This window comes from Natrinema zhouii, assembly GCF_013456555.2.
Taxonomy (GTDB): Archaea; Halobacteriota; Halobacteria; order Halobacteriales; family Natrialbaceae; genus Natrinema; species Natrinema zhouii.
The window spans coordinates 212,848-231,108 of record NZ_CP084883.1 but is presented as its reverse complement, the minus strand read 5'-3'; the positions used below and the strand labels follow the sequence as shown (position 1 = coordinate 231,108).

The window sequence follows — 18,261 nt, the reverse complement described above, 5'->3', positions numbered from 1 at the left end:
TCGAAAAAGGGGTTCGACGCGGGTACCCGGTCGGCGCGGTCAGAGCGGGTACTCGCGCGGCTCGCGCTGGATCGAGATCCACTTCGTCTCGGTCACCTCGCGGAGGAACTCTTCAGTGTTGTAGCCACCCATGCCGGAGGCACCGGTGCCGCTGAACGGGACGTGAGCTTCGTCGTTGATGGGCTGGTCGCCGATGTGGACCATCCCCGTCTCCATGCGGTCGGCGATTGACCGCGCGATCTCGAGGTCGCCCGCGTGCACCGACCCGGAGAGGCCGAACTCCGTGTCGTTGGCGATCTCGATCGCCTCGTCGATATCGGAGAAGGGGATCACCGGCGCGATGGGACCGAAGTGCTCGTTGCACGCCGCGGCCATGTCGTTCGTCACGTCGGAGAGCACCGTCGGCTCGACGACGAGCGAGTCCTCAACGCCGTCGAGGTCGACGATTCCGCAGCCCGTCTCGAGCGTCGCACCTGCGTCGATCGTCTCCTCGACGTATTCGAGCATCTGGTCGCGCTGGGACTCGTCGATCACGGGGCCGAGGTGGACCTCGTCGTGGGCGCTGCCCGCGACGAGCGACTCCGCCCGGTCGACGAGATGAGTGACGTAGTCGTCGTAGATAGCGTCGTGGACGACGTGGCGGTTGATCGAGATGCAGACTTGTCCCTGGTGGATGAACGAACCGAAAACCGCCCCGTCGACGGCGCGCTCGAGGTCGGCGTCGGCGGTGACGACGTGGGCGTTGTTACCACCTAGTTCCATCGCGGGCGTCGCGAGGTTCTCGGCCGCCGTGGCGGCGACTCGTCGACCGACTTCCGTCGAGCCGGTGAACGCCACCACGTCGCTCTCGGGGTGGCCGGCCACGCGGTCGCCGATTTCGGAGCCGCGGCCGGTGACGACGTTGAGGACGCCGTCGGGGAGGTCCGTCTCCTCGAATAGCGTCGCGAACAGCAGGCCGCCGCTGATCGGCGTGTTTGTCGCTGGCTTGAGCACGACGGCGTTGCCGGCAGCGATGGCGGGCAGCACCGCCCGCGCCGAGAGGTTCAGCGGGAAGTTCCACGGCGAGATGACCGTGACGACGCCTTTCGGCTCTCGCTTTACGAGGTGTTCCTTCCCGGGGATGTTCGACGGGGCGTGTTCGCCCTTCATCCGCCGTGGCAGCGTCGCCGCCTCGCCCGCCTGGTCGGCGGCGAGATGGTGGGACGTGTGGCCGTAGCCGGCCGTCCCGCCGGCCTCGTGCGTGAGCAGTTCGATGATCTCCTCCTCGTACTCATGCAGTGCCTCGATGAACTGTTGGATAACTTCCTGGCGGGCTGCGGGAGGTTGGTCCCTCCACTCGGCCTGGGCGGCGGCCGCCGCCTCGTAGGCGTCGTCAACGTCCGACTCTGAGGCTGCGGGAACCTCGGAGAACACCTCCCGTGTCGACGGGTCCGTGATTGGGATCGTGTCGCCGTCTCCGTCAATCCATTCGCCACCGATGTACAGTGCGTTCCAGTCCGCCGTCGGCGATATCATATCTGGCATGATCGCCTGACCGTTCGTGTTCTGCATACAAAGTCGTATGGTGACATGTGTGTCACCACCGTGTTGAGGACGAGCAGTCGGCGAGAGCCGACCGAACTGGCACGGAACCGCTGATTCAGGTGCGCTTCCCACGGACCTTCGAGTTATAGGCCGAGTCAGTGTCGTTCCCGCTCGGTCTACGCGTCCGCCGAATTCGACACTCCGCCGACAAGTGTCAGATATAAACCATACCATTTAATATGGTCGTGTTTCATTTGACAAACCACGCCATGGGGAATCTTACCAGTAGCCGAAGTAGGCGTTCGTATTTAAAAACGACCGGTGCGATTGCAGGGGCGGCTACGTTGGCCGGCTGTACATTGTTGGGTAGCGACGAGAGCAGTGCTGACATTACAATCGCGACGACGATCCCGCAGGACGGCGCGTTCTCTTCGATGGCCGAGGAGATAGAACAGGGATACAACCTCGGCGTCGCACACATCGAAGAGACGCTCGACCAGGAGGTGGAGCTGCTGGTCGAGAACGACGAGAGCGACCCGAGCGTCGTCATCGAGAACCTCCGGAAGATGGCCGATGACGCCGACGTGATCTGGGGGAGCTTCTCGAGCGAACTCGTGACCGCGGGCAGCAGCGTCGCGGAGGACGAAGGGATCCCGTTCGTCGCCGCTTACTTCGCACAGGAGGCGCCGCACCGAAACGAGAACTACGAGTGGACCTACGCGGCGTTCCCGAAGTCGAGGGACGTCGCGCGGTCGACGCAGGGCCTCTTAGAGACCATCCCCGAGGGCGACCGGCCGACCAACGTCGGTATCTGGGAGCCAAACTCCGACTGGGGCGAAGAGCAGTCGGACTCCTGGGAAGAGACCCTCAGCGACGCGGGCTACGACATCGTCCTCCGGGAGCAGTACGAGTACGGCGCGAGTGACTTCTCGACGATGATCTCCCAGTCGGACAACCGGAACGTCGAGGTCCTCCTGTCGGTGCCGACGCCGCCGGACGGAATCACGATGATCGAGCAGATGGAGGAACGCGACTTCTCGCCGACCCTCACAAAGTTCGTCCGCGCCGCCGACCCCCAGGACTGGTGGAACGCGCTCGGCGACAGCGGCGAGTACGTCTGCATGTGTCCGGGCTGGGTGCCCGGCCTGACCGGTAACGGGAACGAAGAGATGTGGGAGGCGTACGTTGACGAGCACGAGCTCGAGGAGGGCGAGTACATCCGCACGGCGGTCGGCGGCGGGTACAACGTCGCGCAGGTAACCGCCCAAGCGCTCGACGCCGCGGACTCGCCCGATCCGTCGGACGTCCAGGGGGCGCTCCAGTCGGAGACCTTCGAGACGGTCATCGGCTCGTTCAGCTTCGAGGAGAACGGCCTGCCCGCCGAAGGCGAGTTGACGGCCCCGACCGGCCAGTGGGTGGACGGCAACCAGCACACCGTCTACCCGGAGACCGACGACGATCGAGCCACCAACCTCCAATATCCGATTCCGTCCTGGAGCGAGCGATAACGCTCGGTCTCCAACTCACGCTCACCACTATATATGGTTTCACCAGAACTCGCGTTCGAATCGCTGTTAAACGGACTCCTCATCGGAGGGATCTACGCCGTCGCCGCGCTCGGCCTCTCGCTCGTGTTCGGCATCATGGACGTCGTCAACCTCGCCCACGGGCACATGCTCATGGTCGGCGCGTACGTCGGCATCCTCCTGTTCGCCGCCACCGGGATCACCCCGCTCCTGGGCATGCTGCTCGCGGCCGCCCTGCTGTTCGGATTCGGAGTGTTCCTCCAGCGGGTACTGTTAGAGCGCGTTGTCGACAAGGGGATGGAACAGCCGATCATCGTCCTCTTCGGGCTCGCGCTCGTCCTCGAGAGCGTCGGCCGGATCGTCCTCGGTAGCGAGCCACAGCGAGCCAGCATCGGCATTCCGGGCTCGAGTATTCCCGTCGGACCCGCCGTCCTGTCGTTTCCGCGGGTCGTCACGTTCGTCGTCTCGGTCGCCCTGATCGTCGCGGTCTGGGCGTTCCTCAAGTACACGACGACGGGCCTTGCGATCCGGGCGACCGCCCAGAACACCGACGCGGCCCAGTACATGGGCATCGATACCGGGAAGATCTACATCATCACGCTCGGCCTCGGGACGGCGCTGGCGGGCGCGGCCGGCGCGCTGCTGTCGATCCTCTTCCCCTTCACACCGTACGCGGGCTGGTCGTACCTGCTGAAAGCGTTCGCAGTGGTCGTCCTCGGAGGCGTGGGGAGCGTCATCGGGACGCTCGTCGGCGGGTTACTCCTCGGCGTCTCGGAGAACGTCGGCGTGCTCTTCGTCGGCGGCGGCTACCGTGACCTGATCAGCTACAGCATCTTCCTCCTCGTCCTCCTGGTGCGACCCCAGGGACTGTTCGGCAGCTCGGGAGGTGGGGAGTGATGGTGGGCTCCGAACGCGACCGCGGGAGCTTCATCCGGGCGATGCTCGGTAACCGCCGTCGAGTAGTGATCGCGGTCGGCATCGTGCTGGCGTTCGCGACGATACCGTTCGTCACCGAGCGGTGGCTCACTCAGGTCTTCTTCACCGTGCTCGTCTTCGTGATCCTCGGCGTCTCCTGGGACATCATCGGCGGCTACGCCGGCCAGATCTCCCTGGGTCACGTCGCGTTCTTCGGGTTCGGCGCGTACGTCTCCGCTTGGCTGACGACGCCGACGCGAGCCGGCTTCCCCGAGTGGATCCAGTCACCGGTGATCGTCGCCGTCCTCGGCGGCGCGCTCGTCGCGGGTCTCCTCGCGCTCGTCGTCGGACCGGTCATGTTCCGCCTGACGGGCCATTATTTCGCGATCGGGACGCTCGCACTCGCCGCGATCATCGAGTTGATCCTGTCGAACGAGCGCAGCGTCTCCGGGGGCTCGAGCGGCTACTTCGTCGACTCGGGCTCCGCCGAGTACCAACAGCTGTTCCTCCTGACCCTGGCCGTGACGGTCGTTACAGTGATCGTCTCCTACTACGTCGTCACGAGTCGGTGGGGTCTGGCGATGCGAGCGATCCACGACGACGAGACGGCGGCCAGCAGTCTCGGCATCAATCCGCTCAAGTACAAGCTGGTCGCGTTCAGCATCGCGTCGGGCATGGCCGGGATGGCGGGCGGACTCTACGCCCAGTACACGGGATACCTCAATCCCGCGGACGTGCTCGGCCTCCACTGGATGGTCGAAGCGCTCGTGGTCGTCGTCCTCGGTGGAATGGGGACGATCACCGGCCCGATCCTGGGAGCCGGGCTGTTCGTCGGGCTCGACTGGGTCCTCGGCGAGGTGGCGAGCGGCTACTCGACGGCGATCGAGGGGCTCCTCATCATCCTCTTCATGCTCTACATGCCGAAGGGGATCTACGGGCTCATCACTAGCCGAACCGGCGATACGTCGGAGGAAGACCCGCCGAACGACACCGTCCCGACCCCCGACGAATCGGCGACCGACTGACGCCCGCTCTTCGAACCGCTCACTCGTTCCTTCTCCGATCGATCCACTCGAGACGCGTCCCGCACGACGAGCGAGACGCTTCCGGAGCGGTGCGCGAAATCGACGTGAGGACGCGAAAAAGAGCCGACGCTGGCGATTACCCGCCGAGGTACGTCGCCGCGACCTCGTCGTTCGACGCGAGTTCGTCGCTGTCACCCGACATCGAAATCCGTCCCGACTCGAGGACGTACCCCCTGTCAGCGATCCGGAGCGCGTTGTTGACGTCCTGCTCGACGATGAGGACAGTCGTCCCGCGGTCCGTAATCTCCTCGATCGCCTCGAACACGTCGTCGACGAGCACCGGTGCAAGGCCGAGACTCGCCTCGTCGAGCAGGATCATGTCCGGATCGCTCATCAGACCTCGGCCGATCGCCAGCATCTGCTGCTCGCCGCCGGAGAGGGTCCCCGCCCGCTGGTCCTTTCGTTCCTCGAGTCGGGGGAAGACATCGTAGACGAACGAGAACCGCTCGTCCTTCCCCTCGGGATTCGTGAACGCGCCCAGGCGGAGGTTCTCCTCGACAGTGCTCTCTGTGAAGATTTCGCGACCCTCGGGAACGTGGACGATCCCCTTTGGGACGACCTCGTCCTGGTCTAGGTCGCCGATCGATTCGCCGTCGTAGCGTACCTCACCCTTCCGGGGCGTCAGCGGACCGCAGATCGTCTTCAGGATCGTGGTCTTTCCCACTCCGTTCGCGCCGAGTAGCGCGACCGTTTCCCCCTCCGCCACGTCGAAGCTCACGTCCCAGATCACCTGAACGTTGCCGTACGCGACGTCGATCGAGTCGACTTCGAGCAGTGTCATTGTGTGCCGTGAATCTCTCAGTACAGGAATAAAAAGGTGCCCCCCCGGTTCGTGGCGTCGGGTTCGCTGGAGGGCCGACGTCGAACCTCGATCCGACGGTCACCGCCGGATCGAGCGAGCGACCACAGCCGGTGTACGAACAGATCCGGGCCGAAATCGGCCTCCAGCGGACCACAACTACTATGAGAACGTACTGCATTGTCACGTCCATGAGCGGTGAAACGGCGGAGGCTCCGGTACTGATAGCCGGCGCTGGCCCGGTTGGCATGACGGCAGCACTGGCACTGAACGCGCGTGGGGTGGAGACGACCGTCCTCGAGGCCGAACCCGAGGACCGGGACCGGTCGGGGAGTCGCGCCATCTACGTCCACGGATCGACACTGCGCACGCTTGAGCGACTCCATCCGGGACTGGGGACCGACCTCGTCGACGAGGGGCTCATCTGGCCGACGCGACGCACCCTCTACCGGGGGAAGGAGGTCTTCAACCGGACGTACGACTCGCCCGGCGGCAGGGGCGACATCCCTCATTTCACGAGTGTTCCTCAGGTCGTCACGGAGCAGTACATGCTCGCGGCGCTCGCCGAGGCCGGGATCGAGGTCCACTGGGAGTCGGCGGTCGAAACCGTCGACTCCTCGACTGAGGGCGTCCGCGTCGAGACAGCGGACGGCCGCGAGTGGAAGTGCGAGTACCTCGTCGGCGCCGACGGCGGCGGGTCAACCGTCCGCAGCGAGATCGGCGTCGACTTCGAGGGCGACCAGTCGGCAAACCACTTCATCATCGCGGACGTCGAGGACGAGGAGGTCGACGACGAACACCCCGGCCTCGAGCGGATGTTCCACTACGACGCGCCCGAGGCAGACGGGCGGAACGTGCTTCTCGTCCCGTTCACCGGTGGCTGGCGCCTCGACATCCAGTGTTACGAGGACGACGATCCCGAAGAACTCATCGGCGACGAGCGGATGCGCGACTTCGTCCGCGACGTCATGGGCGAGCGCTACGAGGACAACGTGACGTGGGCGTCGTCCTACCGGTTCCTTCAGGTGAAGGCGGACTCGTTCGTCGACGAACACCGCCGCGTCCTGCTGGCTGGCGAGGCGGCCCACCTGCTCGCACCGTTCGGCGCCCGCGGCATGAACTCCGGCATCGCCGACGCCGACGAGGCCGCCTCGGCGATCGCGGTCGCGATCGACGCGAAGACGGAGGCCGTCGCCCGCGACGAGGTCGAACTGTTCGCCGCGCGCCGCGAGACAGCCGCCGAGTACAACATCGGCGCGGCCGGACAGGCCCTCGAGTACCTCCAGGGCGACGATCCAGTGACGGTGTTGCGAAAGGAGGTCGCCGCCGAGATGGCCGACTCCTTCGAGACGGCGGGCGAGTGGCTCGACGACGCGCCGTACGGCCCCCACGGAACCCCGCCGATCGTCTCGACCGGGAACTACTGACTCGAGCGGAGCGAGTCGGCAATTACCTCTTTTCCTTCGTTTCTCGTCGACCAGACCGGTTCGATTCTCCCGTCGTCGAGGGGTACGCTCGACGAGCGGTGGGGCCAGCTTGCGTCGACTCGATCGTGACGGATCCGTATCGGTACGCGACGTGCGAAGTGCGGAGTCCGAAATCGGAATCCGAACCGGCGCCGGAAGTCCGACCCGCAAAAAGGGCGATCGATCCGTCAGTACAGGTCCAGCCGCTTCGCGACCCAGTGGTCTCGAGCGGCCATCACCAGCTCCTCCTCGTCGGCGAAGTCCGTCGTCTCGGCGACGAACTCGTCCCACTCGCCGTGGGGAACCATCTCGAGATCGGCGGCGGAGTCGGTGTCGCTGGGACTCGCTGCGACCATCTCGTCGAACGAGTCGAACTCGGTGTGTTCGCGCACGAAGGCGTCGTCGAACACGTCGGTGATCGGTATCTCCTCGTCCGCGTCGTAGACGTCCCCCGCGTCCGGGACGTCCTCGCGTTGCGTTGCGACCGCTTCGAGGTCCGTTTCCAGTGCCATGCCAGCATTCGTCGCCGATACCATGTAAATCCATCTCATCCACGCGCCGATTGCCGCGTCGACGCGCCGGATCGGATGCGCCCGAGCCGTCGGAGCGAAAATTCGCTAGAATGATGCCACCAGCCGGCCGAATCATTGCGGGTACCCGCCTATCGTTGGCGGAAAATCTACTGTTCGAGATCACGCTCTCGGAGTCTGGAAGCGTCTGTCGAAGCGAAATGACGACGAACGCGTACGGCGCGTGGGACAACAGTCGGTGCGAGGGGAACCGATTTGCGTCCGCCGTCGACGAGAGCGAATCGCGGGCCCGATCCGCAAGTTCGAGCGATGGCGGAGCATCCGGTCGGACGGGCGGTGCTCGTCCGGGTGCTGCACGTATTCACCGACAATCCGGCGGGTGACTCGGTTCACAGACTCGTCTCGGCGAAATTCGTCGAGGAGCGGTTGGCCGAGCGCGGTCTCGAGTTCCAGCTGGAAGCGCGTAGCGGCGATTCGGTGAAAGAGATCCGCCGCCACGCGGCGGAGCATGACTCCGATCTGATCTGCCTCGCCGGGTAGAAGCATTCACCGGCCGGCAAGGCCCTCCTCGGAGGCATGACGCGCGGAGGCGACGATCAACGGTCGGATCTGTGTTCGGGCGAACGGAGCCTAACCGGGCCGACGTGCGAGGGGTAAGTTTATGCGAGTGGATAGTCAACACCTCGCAAAATGGCGCTACTCGAAGGAGAGAATCTGACGAAAAGTTTCGGGGGAGTCCTCGCCGTTGACGACGTCTCGTTCTCGATCGACCGGGGAGAATCGGTCGGTCTCATCGGTCCGAACGGGGCCGGCAAGTCCACGCTGTTTCGCCTGATCACCGGCGTCCACGAACCCACGGAGGGCCACGTCTTCCTCGACGGCGATGAGATCACGGGCAAGGATTCCCACGATATCTGTCACCGGGGGCTCGTCAAGACCCACCAGATCGTCCGTCCGTTCGAACACATGACTCTGCTCGAGAACGCGACCGTCGGCGCCGAGTTCGGCGGCCGCGACGTCGACGATCCGCGGGAGAAAGCATACGAGTCCCTCGAGTTCGTCGGCCTCGACCACCTGGCGCACACGGAACCCGACGAATTGAGCGTCGGCGCGCTCAAGCGACTCGAGATCGCGCGCGTGCTCGCGACGGATCCGGACGTGATGCTGTTCGACGAGGTCGCGGGCGGCCTGGACACCGACGAAACGGAGGCGATCGTCGACCTCATCGGCGACATCAAGGAGAGCGGCAAGACGATCTTCCTCATCGACCACGTGATGCGAGCGCTGATGTCCGTGAGCGAGCGGGTGTTCGTGCTCGACAACGGGCAGCTCATCGCGCGGGGGTCGCCCGAGGAGATCCAGAACAACCAGCGCGTCATCGAGGCCTATCTCGGGACGTCAGCCGGTCGGGACCACGACGCGACCGGCCCCGTCGCGGGCGACTGACGGACTCGCGCCTGCGTCACCGGCCCGGTTCGCCGCCCGCCGCGATTTTCCTCACTCAGCGGTGCTCTCGAGGGCCGTTCTGAGGTCGTCGGGAACGGGAACGCTGTCGTCGCCGTCGACGGGGACGCAGACTCGATACTCCGTGCCCTCGAAGACGACCTCCCCGTCGTGGGTCGCGACGTAGTCGAACCGGACGCTCGACTCCCCGACCTCCGGTATCAGTTCGATCTCAACCCGATCGCCGCCGCGAACCTGTCCCGTGAAGTCGAAGTCCATCGAAACGAGTGGCAGACCCAGGCCGCGTTCCTCGGTCAACTCCCAGTAGGGGACGCCGACGTCTTCCATGAACACGTCCGACGTCTCGTGGATCGCGTCGATCATGCGGGGGTAGTGTGCGATGCCGAACGGGTCCGTGTCCGAAAAGCGGACGGTCCATACGTGCGTGAAACTCATGCTTCGTCCCGTAGAGATCCGGCCAGGGGTTATAAAAACCGCGGCGAACGACTGGGACGATCTCCTGGATTCGACTGAGGTAACGCTGATCGGCGCCAGTATGGCCGAAGCGATCCTCCAACCGCCGCGGGACGCGAACGGGCCGATGCGCGTGGCCGCGAGTTGACCGTCGGCCTCCTCGCGGACCGGGTGCCGGAGGCCGAGCCCGAGGTCGAGTCCGAGAGATCCACGGAATTTATGGTACAACGCTCGGTGTATCGCGGTATGAGCCTATCCGACCTCTTCGATCCGGACGGGATCGCCGTCATCGGCGCGTCGGCGACGCCGGGCAAACTCGGAAACGACGCGATGTCCAACGTCGAGGCTTACGACGGCGAGATCTACCCCGTAAACCCCTCGAGTTCGGGGACCGTCTATGGCTACGAATTCGTTGACTCGGTCGCCGAGACCGACGCCGACCTGGCGCTGTGTTGCGTCCCCCGCCACCTGCAGCCGACGGTCCTCGAGGAGTGCGGCGAGGCGGGCGTCGGCGCCGCGGTAATCTTCGCCGGCGGCTTCGCCGAGATGGGCGGCGAGGGTCGGGAACTCCAGGACGATATCGAACGAATCGCCGACGAGTACGACATCACCGTCCTCGGCCCGAACACGGCCGGGTACGCGATCCCACACTCGGACCTCTACGGGTCGTTCGTCCCCCGAATCCGCGAGGTCGAGACCGGTAACGTCGGCATCGTGGCCCAGAGCGCCGGCGTCGCAATTTCCCTCTCGTTCCACCTGACGCGGGAGGGGTACGGTGTCTCGTCGATGTTCGGCCTCGGCAACCGGGTGAACACGGAGTTTGCGGACGTGATCCCCGTTCTCGACGAGGATCCCCGTACCGAGGCGGTCGTCCTCCACGTCGAGGGCACGGAGGACGTCGACAGGCTCCTCGCGGTTTGCGAGGAGGCCGACACCCCGATCGTCGCGTACAAGGTGGGCGAACGGGCCGACCCCGACTTTGCGCAGGCTCACACCGCGGCCCCGTCGCAGGACGATGCGATGTACGAGGAGGCGTTCGACCGGCCGGGCCTGGCGACGGTCTCCTCGACGACCGAACTGCTCGACGCCGGCCGGGTGCTCGCGAACGCGCCGACGCCCGACGGCCCGAACGTCGGCGTCGTCACCGCGCAGGCGGGACCGGGGATCATCGTCAATGACTACCTCGAGGACGCGGGTGCCACCTTCCCGGACCTCACCGAGAGGACGCGAGAACGGGTCGACGACCTCCTCGAGGGGATCACGTACGCGGAGAACCCCGTGGACACGGGTCGACCGATGCCCGAGTTCGGCGACGTCGTCGACGCCGTCGCGCGCGACGAGAACGTCGACATCGTGCTGGTCTACGAGATTTACGAGGACTCGCTGGGGTACCCGGTCGACGAACTCGAGGCGCTCTCCGAGGAGGTCGACAAGCCGATCCTCTTTACGGTGGCCGGGCCGCACGAGGCCCTGCAGGAGGAGCGCGAGCAGATGGAGACCCTTGGTATTCCGACGTTCGACACGCCCGAACGCGGGGCGCAGGCCGTGGCAGCGCTGATCGAGTCGATCTCCGGGGAGGAGTAGTTGCCGCGGGCTCGACACCCGCGACAGTTATACCGCTGTACTGAGAGGTATGCAGCAATGACTCGTTCGGACGCGATCGAGGCGCTCAGATCGCCGCCGTTGGCGTTCTCCCTTGCGGCGATCGTCGGCCTCGCAACGTGGACGCTCGGCTCGGGATCGACCGCGGCGGCGACGATCCTCGCGATCACGCTCTTCTGTGTCGTCCTCTGGATCCTGACGCCCGTCCCGCCCTCGTATACGGGGCTGATCGGCATCGGGCTGATCGCCGTCACGACATCGACGGACCTGGCGCTCTCGGGCTTCCAAAAGCCGGCGACGTGGCTCATCGGCTTCGGGTTGCTAATGGGCGAGGCGACCCGGCGCAGCGGACTCGCGACTGCGGCGGGTCAGTGGATCGCGGTCAGGAGCGTTTCGGAGTCGGTTCGGTCCGATCCCATCCGGACGTACCGTCGGCTGCTCCTCGCGCTCTCGCTCGGCGCCCACGCCCTCGCGCTGTTCGTCCCCTCCGCGCTCGTGCGCATCCTCGTGGTGGCGCCGATCCTCCGGGAGACCGGATCGCTCTTCGACTCCCGGGAAGCCCGCACCGGGATCTACCTCGGACCGCTGTTCGCGACCTTCTACGGCTCCGCGGGTATCCTGACCGCCGACCTCCCGAACATCATCATCACCGGGTTCGGGGAGTCGCTTGCCGGGCACACTATCTCGTGGTCCGACTGGTGGGTCCATATGTACCCGATCATGGGCATCACTCGCGTCCTGCTCGTCGTGACCGTCGTCTATCTCCTCTTCCGGCCGTCGCCCGACTCGAGCGTCGACATGCCCGAGACAGACGGCGCCGGGATCGGCAGCGTCGAGCGACGAATGCTTGGTTTCCTGCTCGTCGGGGCGTTGATCTGGGCGACCGACTTCGCCCACGGCTTCCACCCGGTGATCGGCGCCGTCGTCGTGGTCGTCCTCGCGTTCCTGCCGGGAATCGGCGTCGTCGACTTCGACGGGATCGGGGGCGAGGTCGACTTCTCCATCCTCTTTTTCATCGCGGCCGTGTTCGCGATCGGCGACGGGCTCACCGAGACCGGGTTCACGGACGAGGCGGCCACGTACCTCCTCGACTTCATCCCGACCGACGCGCCGCTCGCGGTGATCCTCGCGTGCGTCTTCTTCGTCACGTTCGCGCTGGCGTTCCTGATGGAGGGGTTGGCCGTCGCGAGCGTCCTCACGCCGATCCTGATCCCGTACGCGGAGGCAGCGGGCCTCCCGTTCACGCCGGTCCTGATGGCCGAGGTGATGGCCCTGAGTTCGTACTTCTTCCCGTACCAGTCGGCGGTGCTCATCGTCATCCTTGCGGAGGGCGATGTCGAGACCCGGGAAGTGATCCGGACGACGGTCGCCTGCTCCGTTGCCACCATCCTCTTGTTGCTCCCCCTCCAGTTCGGTCTGTTCGATCTCCTCTACTGATCCCCGAGGGGACCCGTCCTCGAATCTCGAGTGAACCCGCGATCGCGCCTCAAGTCGCAATCCGACGGTGGGGGCGCGATCGACGCTTCACCAAAGATATATAGTATTCAATCACGCACAGATTCTTGATGACAAATGACACTGTAGAGCGCGTAGCAGTGCTGGGTGCTGGTAGCATGGGACACGGTATCGCGGAACTCGCCGCGATCGGCGGGTACGACGTGACCATCCGGGACATCGACGAGGAGATCGTGACCGAGGGCTACGAGAACATCGAGTGGAGCCTCGAGAAACTCGAGGAGAAGGGACGAATCGACGAGTCCGCCGACGAAGTTCTCGGGCGAATCGGGACGACAACGGACCTCGCCGATGCGGTCTCCGACGCCGACCTCGTCATCGAGGCCGTTCCCGAGCAACTCGAGATCAAGGAGGACACGTTCTCGTCGGTCGACGAGTACGCCCCCGACCACGCGATTCTCGCATCGAACACCTCGAGCCTCTCGATTTCCGATATCGCATCGGCGACAGATCGACCGGACCAAGTCGTCGGACTCCACTTCTTCAATCCGCCGGTGAAGATGGACCTCGTCGAGGTTACCTACGGCGAGGCGACGAGCGACGAGACGGCCGAGGCCGCCTACGAGTGGGTCGAATCGGTCGACAAGACGCCGATCTACGTCCGCAAGGATGTCCACGGCTTCGTCGTCAACACCGTCCTCGTCCCGTTCATGGAGGAGGCCGCGTGGATGCTCTCGAACGACGAAACCACGATCCGGGAGGCCGACGCCGCGATGGTCTACGAACGGGGGTATCCGATGGGGCCGTTCGAACTCAACGACTTCGGCGGCATCGACATCGGCTATCACTTCCGTTCCGAGTCCGACCAGCCGGTTCCGCCGGTCGTCGAGGAAAAAGTCGAGAACGACCACCTCGGGAAGAAAAGTGGCAAAGGCTTCTACGACTACGACGACGGTGACGGCGTCGACTACAAGCCCGAGGACGCCGGCAGCTACGACACCCTTCGAACGGAAGCCGTCATGATCAACAAGGCCGCTTGGCTCGTCGGCAACGACGTCGCCACGCCCGAGGAGATCGACATCGGTCTCCGGCTGGGCGGCAGTTTCCCCGAGGGGATGTGTCGGCGCGGCGACCGCATCGGTCTCGATATCGTTCTCGAGAAACTCGAGGCACTCTCCGCGGAGTACGACGCGGAGCGCTACGAGCCGACCGACTACCTCGTCGAACTCGTCGAGGAGGGATGGACCGGCGAAGATGCCGGGAAGGGGTTCTACGACTACCGGGTCGAACCGCCGTACCACTACATCAACTGGGAACTCGACGACGGCGTCCTCGAGGTCGAACTCGACCGTCAGGAGCGGATGAACTCGATGTCCGACGACATGTTCATGGAGATCGACCGGCTCCTGAACGATGTCGACGTCGACGAGGTCTCCTGCGTCGTTTTCGAGGGAGCCGGCGACCGCGCGTTCAGTTCGGGCGCCGACATCACCGGCTTCACGGCCGATGACCCCGCCAAAATCATGGATGTCGACGAGATGTTCCAGACCGTCTACGACTTCCCCCGTCCGACAGTCGCGAAGATCGACGGCTTTTGTCTCGGTGCCGGCATCGAACTCGCGTTGGCCTGTGACATCCGCATCGCAACCGAGGACTCGACGATCGGTACTCCCGAAACGAACCTCGGCGTGATTCCCGGCGGCGGCGCGACCCAGCGACTCGTCCGCCTGATCGGCGAGGGTCGAACCAAGGAGATGGTGTTCCGCGGAATGCAGTTCGACGCCGCCCAGGCCGAGGAGTGGGGCATCGTCAACCACGCTGTCGACGACGAGGCGTTTGAGGACCGCGTCAGCGAGCTCGTCGACGACCTCGTCTCGGGCCCCCCAGTCGCGCTCAAGGCGGCCAAACGCGTCATCAACGACGGCCAGGACGCCAGTCTCAAGGCGGCACTGGCGATGGAAAAACAGTCCTTCGCGGTACTGGCGACGACCGACGACATGCTCGAGGGCGTGACGGCGTTCAGACGGAACCGCGAACCGCAGTTCGAGGGTGAGTGATCGTGAGCGCTACGACGCGAAACGTCGCGATCGTCGGCGGCGGTCACGCGGACTGGGGCGAGCGCAACGCGACCTGGAAGGATCTCGCCCAGGAGGGCGGGAAGGCCACGTTCGACGCCGTCCCCGACGTCGGTCCGGATGACATCGAGGGGCTGTTCGTCGGCACGGTCCAGCCCGAACGGTTCGCCTACCAGTCTCACGTTGCCCCGATGGTGGCGGAACTGCTCGGCATCGAGGTCACCGAGATGACCGCCCGGACCGAACTGGCCTGTGCGAGCGGGCAGGCCGCGTTGCGCTACGCGTGGCTGGCGATCGCCGCAGGCCAACTCGACACCGCGCTCGTGCTCGGCGTCGAGAAGATGAACCTCGGCCGCGATTACGTCCCCGAGATGCAGGGGTCGATGGCGAACGTCCTCGATCGGGAGTTCGATGGCGTCAACGGGCTGGCCGCGCCGCCGTTTTTCGCGTGGTACGCCCAGCGACACATGCACGAGTACGGGACGACCCGCGAGCAACTCTCGCTGGTCGCGGCCAAGAACAAGAGCAACGCCGCCAAGACCGACTTCGCCCAGTTCCGAAAGGAGATCGACCCAGCGGACATCCTCGAGTCGCCCGAAATCGCGCCGCCGCTCCATCTCTTCGACTGCAGCGGGATCACCGACGGCGCCGCGGGCGTGATCCTGATGAGCGAAGAGAAGGCTCGCGAGGTCACCGACACCGCGGCCTGGATCACGGGCAGCGGCCAGTCCTCAATGGCGGGCAACTCGATTAACAACCTGCCCTCGTTTTCCGGCTGGCCTCAGGCCCGGAAAGCGTCGCAGAACGCCTACGATCAGGCGGGAATCGAGGATCCCCTCGAGGAGATCGATATCGCGGAGATCCACGACTGCTTCTCGATCAGCGAGATCATCGAGTACGAGGAACTGGGCTTCTGCGAGCGCGGCGAGGGCGGCCAGTTCATCGAGGACGGTCGCAGCCACATCGACGGCGACGTGGCGGTCAACCCGCGGGGCGGCCTGCTGGGCTGTGGCCACCCGCTGGGCGCGACCGGCGTCTCGCAGGCGCTGGAGGTTACCCAGCAGTTCCAGGGCGAGGTATCGAGCGAGAGACAGGTAGAGGACCCGGAGACCGGCCTGATCCACAACCTCAGCGGCAGCGGGTCGGTCCACAGCGTCATGACCCTCGCGAGGGATCCACGATGAGCGATACGACAGATTCGAACGGCGGAGAGGGAGAGCGCGACCGCGTCTCGGTGCCAAAGGAGATCGAGCTGCCGCGATTGCTCGATTTCTACGAGCTCCAGACCGACGACCACACGAAGATCCATGAGTTCTACGACAACCTCCGGGACGGCCGGTTGACCACGACACAGTGTACCGACTGCGACGCAACCCACTACCCGCCCCGCATCGTCTGCCCCGAGTGTACGGGCGACGACCTCGAGTACGTGGATCTCCCCCACGAGGGCGAACTGTTCGCGTTCTCGGAAGTGCGGGGCGGCCTCCCGATGGGGCTGGCCGAACACGACGTACCGTTCGTCGTCGGGGTCGTCGACCTCGGTCCCGTCAAACTGTCGGCGCGGATCGACGACGCCTCCTACGGCGACCTCGAGATCGGGGACCCGGTCTCGCTGAAGATCGTCGAGATCGACGGTCCTACCGACGAAGATCGGGTTTTTTACCGGTTCGAGCCGGCTGATGTCGACGAGGGTGACACGCAATGAAGCACTACGAACTCACACTGCAGGTCATGCTCGAACGGGCTACTGGCCTGTTCGGCCATAAGGAGATCGTCTCGGAACTGCCCGACGGAACGACCCACCGGTACACGTACGACGACGCCTACGACCGGATCGGGCAGCTGGCGAACGCCCTCGACGAGCTCGGCGTCGACGCCGGCTCGCGCGTGTCGGTGATGGCGATCAACCACTACCGTCACTACGAACTGTACTTCGGTCCCGCCTGCAGCGGCCGGAGCATCCACATGACTAACCACATGCTCCCGGACGAGCACCTCGTCGAGATCGTCAACGAGGCCAAGGACGAGGTTGTCTTCGTTGACCCCGAGTTCGTCGAGACCGTCGAGCGCGTCGCCGACGAGTTTGAGACCGTCGAACACTACGTGATCCTCGACGACGAGGTGCCCGAAACGGATCTCGAGCCTGTCTGCGCCTACGAAGACCTGCTGGCGGGCCAGGATACCGACTACGACTGGCCCGACCTCAACGAGGACGACGAGGCGGGGATCTGCTACACCTCCGGGACGACGGGACTGCCGAAGGGGGCGGCTTACTCCCACCGGGACCTCTACCTCCACACGCTCACGCACGGCCACGTCGACGTCTTCGAGATCGGCGAGAACGACGCTGTGATGCCCGTGGTCCCGATGTACCACGTCAATGGCTGGGGGCTTCCCTACTCCGCGACGATGTCCGGTTCGAAGCTGATCCTGCCAGGCCCCAAGACCGACGCCGAGGCAATCGCCAAATTCATCGACCGCGAGGAGGTGACCGTCACGGCGGCGGTGACGACAGTCTGGCTCGAGATGGCGGAGTTCTACGACGAGCGCGACGACGTCGAGCTCGAGAGCCTGGATCGAGTGCTCATCGGCGGCACATCGCCGCCGGAGTGGCTCATGGAGAAGTTCGACAAGGAGATCGACGCGCCGATCCACCAGGGGTACGGGATGACCGAGGCGGCTCCTCACCTCGTCAATACGATGACGACGACCGAGGTCGCCGACCTCCCCGAGAGCGAGCGCTACCAGCAGCAGATGAAACCCGGCATCCCAGCGCCCGGCGTACAGATTCGACTACGGGACACGAGCGGCGACCCGGTCCCCCACGATGGGGAGTCGACCGGCGAGATCCAGGCTCGGTCACCGTGGCTCATCGACGAGTACTACGCTCGCCCCGAGGAGACCGAGGCTTCGTTCACGGAGGACGGCTGGTTCAAGTCCGGCGACGTCGGAACCATCGACGAGTACGGCTACCTCGAGGTCGTCGACCGCCTCGACGACGTCATCAAGAGCGGGGGGGAGTGGATCTCCTCGCTCGAACTCGAGAACGAACTCATGGCCTACGACGCCGTCGTGGAGGCGACGGTGATCAGCGTCGAACACCCGAAGTGGGAGGAGCGTCCGGTCGCTTACGTCGTGGCCTCGGCGGACGAGGTTTCCGCCGACGAACTCCGCGAGCATCTCCTTGAACGGTTCCCGAAGTGGTGGCTCCCTAACGAGATCTTCTTCTGCGAGTCGATCCCGAAGACGACGACCGGGAAGTTCGACAAGAAGGTTCTGCGCGACGAGTTCGTCGACGAGTACGGCTCGTTGCCGCTCGAGGAGTAGCTCGAGGGCCCGATTTTGACCGCCTCTCGTCTGCCGTGCG

Annotated in this window: 17 protein-coding genes; 13 read left to right on the top strand and 4 right to left on the bottom strand. The window is 65.1% G+C overall.

From position 1 onward, the window contains the following. Positions 1–39 precede the first annotated feature (39 nt). Positions 40–1,524 carry an aldehyde dehydrogenase family protein gene (locus tag HYG81_RS41405; RefSeq protein WP_226778379.1) on the bottom strand — a complete coding sequence of 495 codons (1,485 nt, stop codon included), beginning with the start codon at positions 1,522–1,524 and terminating at the stop codon, positions 40–42. A gap of 362 nt (positions 1,525–1,886) precedes the next feature. Between HYG81_RS41405 and HYG81_RS41395 the strand changes: the two genes are divergently transcribed. Genes HYG81_RS41395 through HYG81_RS41385 form a run of 3 tightly spaced genes read left to right on the top strand, consistent with a single transcriptional unit; the run spans position 1,887 to position 4,990 of the window. Further along, positions 1,887–3,032 carry an ABC transporter substrate-binding protein gene (locus HYG81_RS41395; RefSeq protein ID WP_226778389.1) on the top strand — a complete coding sequence of 382 codons (1,146 nt, stop codon included), beginning with the start codon at positions 1,887–1,889 and terminating at the stop codon, positions 3,030–3,032. A gap of 33 nt (positions 3,033–3,065) precedes the next feature. Then, entirely contained in the window at positions 3,066–3,947 is an 882-nt protein-coding gene (locus HYG81_RS41390) for a branched-chain amino acid ABC transporter permease (protein ID WP_226778378.1), read from the top strand. Continuing rightward, the gene (locus HYG81_RS41385; protein ID WP_226778377.1) at positions 3,947–4,990 is read left to right on the top strand and encodes a branched-chain amino acid ABC transporter permease; all 1,044 of its coding nucleotides are present in this window, start codon (positions 3,947–3,949) and stop codon (positions 4,988–4,990) included. Before HYG81_RS41390 ends, HYG81_RS41385 begins: the two co-directional genes overlap by 1 nt. 136 nt (positions 4,991–5,126) lie before the next feature. On the opposite strand, the gene HYG81_RS41380 is transcribed toward HYG81_RS41385, so the two are convergent. Next, the gene (locus HYG81_RS41380) at positions 5,127–5,831 is read right to left on the bottom strand and encodes an ABC transporter ATP-binding protein (protein ID WP_226778376.1); all 705 of its coding nucleotides are present in this window, start codon (positions 5,829–5,831) and stop codon (positions 5,127–5,129) included. A 209-nt stretch (positions 5,832–6,040) separates the two neighbouring features. Between HYG81_RS41380 and HYG81_RS41375 the strand changes: the two genes are divergently transcribed. Next, positions 6,041–7,276, top strand: coding sequence for an FAD-dependent monooxygenase (locus HYG81_RS41375; protein WP_226778375.1), 1,236 nt, complete (start codon positions 6,041–6,043; stop codon positions 7,274–7,276). 227 nt (positions 7,277–7,503) lie between these two features. Here HYG81_RS41375 and HYG81_RS41370 read toward each other — a convergent pair whose 3' ends face one another. Next, positions 7,504–7,827, bottom strand: a complete 324-nt coding sequence (locus HYG81_RS41370) for a hypothetical protein (protein WP_226778374.1) — start codon at positions 7,825–7,827, stop codon at positions 7,504–7,506. Positions 7,828–8,154: 327 nt separating this feature from the next. On the opposite strand from HYG81_RS41370, the gene HYG81_RS41365 reads away from it, so the two are divergent. Next, positions 8,155–8,385: a hypothetical protein gene (locus HYG81_RS41365; protein ID WP_226778373.1), complete on the top strand. Its 231-nt coding sequence runs from the start codon at positions 8,155–8,157 to the stop codon at positions 8,383–8,385. A 150-nt stretch (positions 8,386–8,535) separates the two neighbouring features. Beyond that, on the top strand, positions 8,536–9,291 hold the full coding sequence (locus tag HYG81_RS41360; RefSeq protein WP_226778372.1) for an ABC transporter ATP-binding protein: 756 nt from the start codon (positions 8,536–8,538) through the stop codon (positions 9,289–9,291). A 51-nt stretch (positions 9,292–9,342) separates the two neighbouring features. On the opposite strand, the gene HYG81_RS41355 is transcribed toward HYG81_RS41360, so the two are convergent. Beyond that, on the bottom strand, positions 9,343–9,744 hold the full coding sequence (locus tag HYG81_RS41355; RefSeq protein WP_226778371.1) for an acyl-CoA thioesterase: 402 nt from the start codon (positions 9,742–9,744) through the stop codon (positions 9,343–9,345). Here HYG81_RS41355 and HYG81_RS41350 point away from each other — a divergent pair. The 7 genes from HYG81_RS41350 to HYG81_RS41320 all read left to right on the top strand — a co-directional run bounded on the left by HYG81_RS41350 (position 9,743) and on the right by HYG81_RS41320 (position 18,221). Continuing rightward, entirely contained in the window at positions 9,743–9,910 is a 168-nt protein-coding gene (locus tag HYG81_RS41350) for a hypothetical protein (RefSeq protein ID WP_226778370.1), read from the top strand. The genes HYG81_RS41355 and HYG81_RS41350 overlap by 2 nt on opposite strands. Before the next feature lie 98 nt (positions 9,911–10,008). Next, positions 10,009–11,346 (top strand): CoA-binding protein, encoded by a 1,338-nt coding sequence (locus tag HYG81_RS41345; RefSeq protein WP_226778369.1) that lies wholly within the window; start codon positions 10,009–10,011, stop codon positions 11,344–11,346. 57 nt (positions 11,347–11,403) lie between these two features. Then, entirely contained in the window at positions 11,404–12,801 is a 1,398-nt protein-coding gene (locus HYG81_RS41340; RefSeq protein ID WP_226778368.1) for an SLC13 family permease, read from the top strand. 128 nt (positions 12,802–12,929) lie between these two features. Then, on the top strand, positions 12,930–14,876 hold the full coding sequence (locus HYG81_RS41335; RefSeq protein WP_226778367.1) for a 3-hydroxyacyl-CoA dehydrogenase/enoyl-CoA hydratase family protein: 1,947 nt from the start codon (positions 12,930–12,932) through the stop codon (positions 14,874–14,876). Positions 14,877–14,878: 2 nt separating this feature from the next. Further along, positions 14,879–16,078: a thiolase C-terminal domain-containing protein gene (locus HYG81_RS41330; protein WP_226778366.1), complete on the top strand. Its 1,200-nt coding sequence runs from the start codon at positions 14,879–14,881 to the stop codon at positions 16,076–16,078. Further along, positions 16,075–16,599, top strand: coding sequence for a Zn-ribbon domain-containing OB-fold protein (locus HYG81_RS41325; protein ID WP_226778365.1), 525 nt, complete (start codon positions 16,075–16,077; stop codon positions 16,597–16,599). Before HYG81_RS41330 ends, HYG81_RS41325 begins: the two co-directional genes overlap by 4 nt. Further along, positions 16,596–18,221, top strand: coding sequence for a long-chain-fatty-acid--CoA ligase (locus tag HYG81_RS41320; RefSeq protein ID WP_226778364.1), 1,626 nt, complete (start codon positions 16,596–16,598; stop codon positions 18,219–18,221). Before HYG81_RS41325 ends, HYG81_RS41320 begins: the two co-directional genes overlap by 4 nt. The last annotated feature ends 40 nt before the right edge of the window (positions 18,222–18,261 follow it).